Source organism: Desmonostoc vinosum, assembly GCF_059505385.1.
This window is the reverse complement of the sequence record NZ_JCACKM010000296.1, coordinates 75,010-82,126: the sequence shown is the minus strand read 5'-3', so window position 1 is coordinate 82,126 and position 7,117 is coordinate 75,010. Positions and strand designations below refer to the sequence as shown.

General features: G+C 44.8%; 6 protein-coding genes. 2 read left to right on the top strand and 4 right to left on the bottom strand.

Going from position 1 to position 7,117, the window contains the following annotated elements; genetic code table 11:
- Positions 1–269 precede the first annotated feature (269 nt).
- On the bottom strand, positions 270–767 hold the full coding sequence (locus AC5JMF_RS30825) for a bifunctional nuclease family protein (RefSeq protein WP_495799509.1): 498 nt from the start codon (positions 765–767) through the stop codon (positions 270–272).
- 339 nt (positions 768–1,106) lie between these two features.
- Between AC5JMF_RS30825 and AC5JMF_RS30820 the strand changes: the two genes are divergently transcribed.
- On the top strand, positions 1,107–1,781 hold the full coding sequence (locus AC5JMF_RS30820; RefSeq protein ID WP_495799508.1) for a riboflavin synthase: 675 nt from the start codon (positions 1,107–1,109) through the stop codon (positions 1,779–1,781).
- A 185-nt stretch (positions 1,782–1,966) separates the two neighbouring features.
- Here the strand turns inward: AC5JMF_RS30820 and AC5JMF_RS30815 are convergent, their stop codons facing one another.
- Together AC5JMF_RS30815 and AC5JMF_RS30810 are read right to left on the bottom strand one after the other, a co-directional pair.
- The gene (locus AC5JMF_RS30815; protein WP_495799507.1) at positions 1,967–3,505 is read right to left on the bottom strand and encodes a peptidoglycan DD-metalloendopeptidase family protein; all 1,539 of its coding nucleotides are present in this window, start codon (positions 3,503–3,505) and stop codon (positions 1,967–1,969) included.
- 107 nt (positions 3,506–3,612) lie between these two features.
- Positions 3,613–4,425, bottom strand: coding sequence for a biotin--[acetyl-CoA-carboxylase] ligase (locus AC5JMF_RS30810; RefSeq protein WP_495799506.1), 813 nt, complete (start codon positions 4,423–4,425; stop codon positions 3,613–3,615).
- A 113-nt stretch (positions 4,426–4,538) separates the two neighbouring features.
- On the opposite strand from AC5JMF_RS30810, the gene pgeF reads away from it, so the two are divergent.
- A complete protein-coding gene (gene pgeF / locus AC5JMF_RS30805) occupies positions 4,539–5,309 on the top strand; it encodes a peptidoglycan editing factor PgeF (protein ID WP_495799505.1) in 771 nt (256 codons plus the stop codon).
- A 332-nt stretch (positions 5,310–5,641) separates the two neighbouring features.
- Here the strand turns inward: pgeF and gltX are convergent, their stop codons facing one another.
- Entirely contained in the window at positions 5,642–7,081 is a 1,440-nt protein-coding gene (gltX, locus tag AC5JMF_RS30800) for a glutamate--tRNA ligase (RefSeq protein WP_495799504.1), read from the bottom strand.
- Between the last annotated feature and the right edge of the window lie 36 nt (positions 7,082–7,117).

Sequence of the window (7,117 nt, the reverse complement as noted above, 5' to 3'; positions counted from 1 at the left end):
TGTTTTTGTATCCCTACTCCCTACTCCCTACTCCCTACTCCCTGTTTTTGTAATTCATAATTTGTTATTAAGATACATATAAAAAATACGATCTACTGATTTACAATACGTTAGCTCTTAAAATAATACCTGATTGGGCAAATTGTTATTAGTAGAAATTTTTGAAAGCGATGAGGAAGTAAGGGAACAAGGGAGGAATTACTTCCTAATCCTCCTCATCTCCCCTATCTCCCTTATCCTCCTCATCTCTCTCATACCTCAGCACTTTCTTAGCTATCGCCATTACCAAAGCGCTTGATCAAATCTTCAGGACGGAGATTTGATATAAATTCACGAAACGCTTGTTGTTCAGCTTCGTCAGCATCGCGATCAACAGGAATTGAGGCATCAGCAATTACTTCTTCCATTACCCAAATAGGGGTATTTGTACGGAGGGCAATAGCGATCGCATCGCTAGGACGTGCATCAATTTCTTTTTTAATCTCACCTTGTTGGACAATCAAAGCTGCATAAAATGTATCCTTCTGCAAGGAATGAATAATAACTCGCTCTAAAGTCATGTTCCAGCCATCAAAAATATTGACAATTAAGTCATGAGTTAATGGTCTGGGAGGCTTTTGATTCTCCAGTGCGCCCATAATTGCCCTAGCTTGTTCCTGACCAATATATATTGGCAAAGCACGCCGATCTGAAGCATCTTTCAAAAGTACAATCGGACTGCGAGTTATGGCATCTAATGCTATGCCAGCGACTTTCATTTCAATCATTGGCTCAGCCTCTAAAATCCTTTGAGCGCTTGGTTATTTTGTAACAAATAATACCCTAGTTGGGGTAAATAGACGAAAATAATAAACATAGGCATTGTTTTCTATAATTGCTTCTATTAAACTCCGAACTTGTTGTGAACACCAGAGTAAGTCAAATTGGTCTACTTAGACAATAACCTTCTTAACCAAGTATGCCTTGTGAAGGATGCGAATGTGTTAATATTCCTTTAATCAGAAAAAGTCAGAAATTATACTCAATACTTGAACATTCTTGTGAGAATTACTAGTTAATTTCTGGCAAAATTAGGCGATAAATAGAGTTAGTTTTGCAAAAAAGCCGTGTTTACAGGATTAATCCAAGCTTTAGGAACGATGAAACCCTCAAAGGGCGATTCTTGGCAAATTACTTGTGTAAGTCAGTCGTCTGTTGATATTATGCAGGATCTAGCTTGCGGTGACAGCGTAGCCGTAGATGGCGTTTGTTTGACGGTTGAAGAAGTTTTAAAAGACGGATTTATTGCTACAGCCTCACCAGAAACTCTGCGCCGCACGACTTTGGGAAGTGAGCAAACAGCACAAAAATACGTCAACTTAGAAACGTCACTGCGCTTAGGTGGCAAGGTTGGTGGTCACTTTGTTATGGGGCATGTAGACGGTATAGGTCGAATGCTAGCAGTAGAGGAAACGGCTAGTTCTTGGGAAATGACGTTTATGGCATCTGAGGCGATCGCTCGGTATATCGTCTTGAAAGGCAGCATTGCCGTCAATGGTATTAGCCTTACAGTAGCCGCATATGAGCCAGAACAATCTCAATTTACAGTAGCTGTCATTCCTTTAACCTATGCCGAGACAAATCTCCGCTATTTGGTTCCTGGCAGTTTGGTAAATTTGGAAGGAGATATTCTTGGCAAATATGTAGAGAAATTCCTGCATCCTGGCAACCAACACACCACAGATAACGCCAGTCTATATGATATAACACCCGCATTCCTTGCAGAACACGGGTATGTGTGATTGGGGAATTCGTAATTCGTAATGGGGACGCGGGGACGCGGGAACGCAAAGAAAATTTTTCCCTCATCCCCCTCATCTTTTACTCACTGAGCGTACCCCATAGGGGAAGCAAGCTATGCGTAGCGTCTTTGATAAAAGAAGTGCATCCACTCTACTCCCCACTCCCTACTCCCTACTCCCCATTCCTACCTATCTGGCAGCTGAATTACCCGCGCTGTTTGCGTGCTTTGGACTAACTGACTAAGGGCGCCTTGTAATTGTACGCTTGAGTCAACAGCAACCCATCCGTCTTGTGTTAAGTGGCGGACTTCAAAATGCAGGTGAGGCCCTGTGGAGTTACCTGTGCTGCCAACTCGCCCGATGACAGTTCCTGGTTCTACCACTTGACCGGGTTGGACAAAGACTTCTGACATGTGGCCGTAGAGGGTTTGTTGAGCGGAACTGTGATTGATGATTACGGTTAAACCATAACCACCAAGCCAATTAGCGGTTTCCACTTGACCTCTGGCGGCTGCTAAGATTGGTGTTCCCATGGGGGCACCTAAGTCTGTACCAGCGTGGAAGCGGCGATCGCCTGAGATGGGATGAACGCGCCAACCAAACAAAGAGGTAATTGGTGCAGGTACAGATAAGGGGAACATCATACCGCTACCGTTATAGGCGACTGCGCCGGTGTAGGGGATTTGCGGCAACACCGATGCCAGAGGAAAGTCGTAAGCTACGGTGCTGGGGCGGGGTGCAACGTTACCTGCTGCCATTGGTGGCGGTAGAGTACCACCACTGGGCGCGATGGGGGATGAACTTGCTCTTGTGGTGTTAAATTCGCCGGGATTGGGGATAAATCGGTTCGGGCGATAGGCGGTTTTGGTGACACCAACAGTATCAGTGCGAGTAGCACGCCAACTACTGTTGTTAGTAGCTGCTACTACCTGCCTCGCTGTGGGAACATTTGCTAATTGAGCGTTTTGACTTCTTCTGAGCCAACTAGGCGCTGGTTTGCCATTAGCATCAACTACGCGCTGAGTTGGCGCAGGTACTTTGGCGCAAACGCCGCCTAATAAACCTTGCCCTGCTGGCACAATGGTTCGACAACCACTAGAACGTTCTGTAATGATTACAGAATTTGGTGCTTGGTAAGTAGTTGTAGCACCAGTGTTGTAATTGGTGGGGTCAATATAGGCGTTATTGTAATCTTTTGTTTTCCCTGTTGTTGCGCCTACAGTGCTGTTGGAGTTAGATGGTTGGGCAACTTCTGGAAGTTTTTCAGGTATCGGGCGAAGTGGAGTCGCTGGTTTTTGTTCTGTAATCTTTACAGGTGCGACTGGTGAAGCTTCTACCTGGGGCTTTGACAGTCTGGTATTTGTGGCGGGTGCAATAATTTCAACCTTGGGTTTTGATTGAGAAACTTCTGGTTGACGTAATCTTTGTCTGAGTTTGACTCGCCGCCCTGAAAAGTTTGGCTGTGTTTGAGTTGCTTGTGGCGCTACTGTTTCTTTTTTAACTGGATTTGTAATTGCTGTTGGTTGAGAACTTTCAATAGTAGGAACAATGTTATCTATTGATGTTTCCGTTTGGGCAAACACGAAGCCGCCGCTGAGGAGACTAAAGCTACTGAGCCAACAGAGACTCTGGGCTGATAAATTAGACGCCAAGCGTCTTTTTTTTAGACTTCGCTGCCATGATTTGTGCAAACGGTTATGGGCAGTGTGATTGCGCTGCGTCATTTGTTCTCTCAGTTGTGTGTAAATTAAGAGGGAATTGGGAATGGGGAATAGGAGAATTGTTACTAGTCCCTAGTCCCCAGTACCAGAGCTTGGAACAAAGCTGAAAGTTAAAGGGAAGATTTATAGTAACCCAAACTGATTGTACCGGGTTCAATGGAAATTTCTGATGTTATTAGTTCATTTGACTCATTTGCTTTGAAATTTACTCTGAGATTTCCTTGAGGGGTGACTCCAATTACGGTGCCTGAAAGATGATTGACGTAAACCCGATCGCCCATATTCGTTAGCAAGTCTAAATAACGAGATAAGAGTATGCTTATTCCTTCTTGGCAGAGGCACTCCATACCGGATTCTATTCCTAGTAAAACTGTAGAGGTTAGCATTTCTAGACAAGATATTGGTTTGGAATGTTGCGAAGTTTGCCAAGATTCTAGATTGATTCCAGTTTCCGGGACTGGATTTATCCAGTTAATACCAACACCAATCACAGCTTGTGTGATTTTACCGTTGTTTACTCTGGTTTCTGTTAGAATGCCGCCTAGTTTACGACCATTTAAAACTAAATCGTTGGGCCATTTAATCCCCACACTGACGCCGCACTGGCGTAGTTGAGAAGCTATTCCCCAAGCAGTAGCCAAGGTTAATTGGTAGCTGTCGCTAGCATCTATTTTAGGAGCGATCGCTACCGAAAGATATAATCCTCCAGAAGGAGAAATCCATTGGCGTCCCCATTGTCCTCGTCCGGCTGTTTGCTGTGTGGCAATGACTACAGAACCTTGTTCAGCTCCTTGGTTAAGTAAGTTCCAAAGGGTTTGGTTTGTAGAGGGAAGGCTATTAAAAATATGCACAGAAAATGCCAAAGATTTGTGCTTACGCCCAGATTTTAGGGCTGCTTCTAATTTTTGCTGATTAAATTCCACAGCAGTTACCCCAAATTCCGTTGTTCAAGTTAGCATTAGTTGGTCGTGGTTATGGGGAACTCGGGGCCCCCGATCCCGAATCCTTTTTACTTGACCTTTAGGTTTGGTTCAAGATGCACACTTGGCACTGGCACAATTGGCAAGGAATACCCTACTTGAGTTGTAGTATCCTAGAATACTGGCATCACGGTTTTTTGACGCACCATTTTTGGCCGCGATCGCCTCAAGAGTTAACTAAAGTGCTGCTACCAGAGGCTTCAGTTTATCGCTTGAAACAGGTACATGGCAATACTGTTCTTACCCCACAAGAAATTGACAGCATGAGCAGGGGTGAGGATAATTTGGCTGAGGCAGATGGTTTAATTAGCGAACAACCTCTGCAAGCTTTGTGGGTAGCTAGTGCTGACTGTACACCTGTGTTAATTGGGGATGTGAAAACTCGACGGGTGGCAGCACTGCACGCGGGTTGGCGGGGTACAGCAAAAAAAATTGTCCCCCAAGCGATCGCCCAACTCAAGGCTCAAGGTAGTCAACTAGATGATTTACGCATCGCTATGGGCCCAGCGATCGCTGGCGAAGTTTACCAAGTCTCTCTTGAGGTGGCTGCCGAAGTCGGGGCTAGCATTATACCACATGAAGACGAAAATTCAATTATAAAAGCATTATATGAGTTACCAAATTCTCCCTTGCTGGTAGATCCCAACCCAACAAAGGTACGGCTAGATGTTAGACGGGTAAATGCTTTACAGTTGGAAAGCTTAGGGATTAGTGCAGAACAAGTGGCGATCGCTCCTTATTGTACTTATCAAACTCCAGAGCATTTCTTTTCCTACCGCCGTGAGCAAGAGAAAAAAGTTCAATGGTCAGGGATTGTGAGCGGCTAAAGTTCTCAATTAAAAGCCTGTATTGCATTCAATACAAGCCTTTTAACAAGTTCCGTGGGTTTAAGTCCCCCGGTTCTATAACCGGCAAGTTTTGTGTTGGGGTCAAATCCCTATTACAAAACTTAATTACGAATTACGTTAGCGCAGCGGTAGCGAGTCCTCGATAGCGAAGCGTTAGCGACACAGGAGCGTCGCGTCATTACGAATTACGAATTATTTAAACGTATTTAGTCCATTTGCACGTGAAGAAGTTCAGATTAAACGTAGCTTCGATAATTTTGGTATGGAGACGCCTCAAATAGCGCGTCTCTACAGATGTTATTGTTGGTGCATTATTCTGTGATTGCTCTATGCAAGCGCGGCTTGTCTAAACCAATTTGATTCAGTAATAACCAAGATTGGATCAAATCGGGGCCATGCAGATCTCCTGTTAAAGCTGCTCTGAGCGATCGCATGACTAAGCCTTTTTTCACGTTTTGCTCTTTCACTACTTGTTTAATAATGTCTTGAGCTGAGTCTTGTGACAATTGCGGTTGATTTTCTAAGGCTGTAATAATTCCTTTGAGTGTTGCAGCAGCACCTTCTTGCTTGATCTGTTGCATAGCCTCGTCGCTAAATTCTACTGTTTCACTAAAAAACAACTGGCTCATAGCGATAGCATCTACTAATCGAGTTAGGCTAGGGCCAATTAAAGCTACTAACTGCTCTAACCAAGAGCGAGAGCGTTCTGCATCCAATTTATACCCAGCGGCTTGCCAATAAGGTATGAGTAAATCTGTGAGTTGATCTACTGGCATACTGTGGATATAGTGACTGTTTAACCAGTCGAGCTTGGCCCAGTCAAATTTTGCGCCTGCTTTATTGACTCGCTCAAAGCTAAAATCTTTAGCTGCTGTTTCTAAGGTAAATATTTCTTGGGTCGAATCTGGGGGAGACCAACCTAGTAATGTCATGTAATTTACCAAAGCTTCGGCAGTAAAGCCCATTTGCTTAAATTCGGAAATGGAGGTGACACCATCCCGCTTGGATAGCTTGCGCCCATCCATGTTTAAAATCAATGGTGCGTGAGCAAACTCTGGGATCTTTGCCCCCAAAGCTTCATACAAGAGAATTTGCTTAGCGGTGTTGGCTATGTGGTCTTCTCCCCGAATCACTTGGGTAATTTGCATGTCGATGTCATCCACCACAACGACAAAGTTATATAGTGGTTGACCTGTACCCTCTTCGGAAGCGCGGGCGATGACCATATCGCCACCTAAATCGCTACCCCGCCAAGTCATTTTACCGCGTACTAAGTCATCCCAAACGATTTCCCGCTCATCTTCGATTTGAAAGCGGATCACATAAGAGCGACCTTCGGCTTCAAAAGCGGCGCGTTGTTCTGGGGTGAGGTGACGGTGACGGTTGTCGTAGCGCGGGGCTTCGCCTCTGGCTTTTTGGGCTTCTCGGAGTGTATCGAGTTCTTGGGGGGTGGTATAGCAGCGATAAGCTAATCCTTGATCAAGCAGTTTTTGCACTGCTGTTTTATACAAATCCAGACGTTGGGATTGGAAGAATGGCCCTTCATCCCAATTTAAGCCTAGCCAGCGTAGCCCCTCAAGAATATTTTCGGTGTATTCGGGACGCGATCGCTCTAGGTCTGTATCTTCTATTCGCAGAATAAATTTTCCACCATGGTGGCGGGCAAACAGCCAGTTAAAAACAGATGTTCTGGCTGTACCAATGTGTAAGTTACCTGTTGGACTCGGAGCAATACGGACTCTAACAGTCACAGTTCAATCTCTCTTTCGCAAAGCATGACAACTATA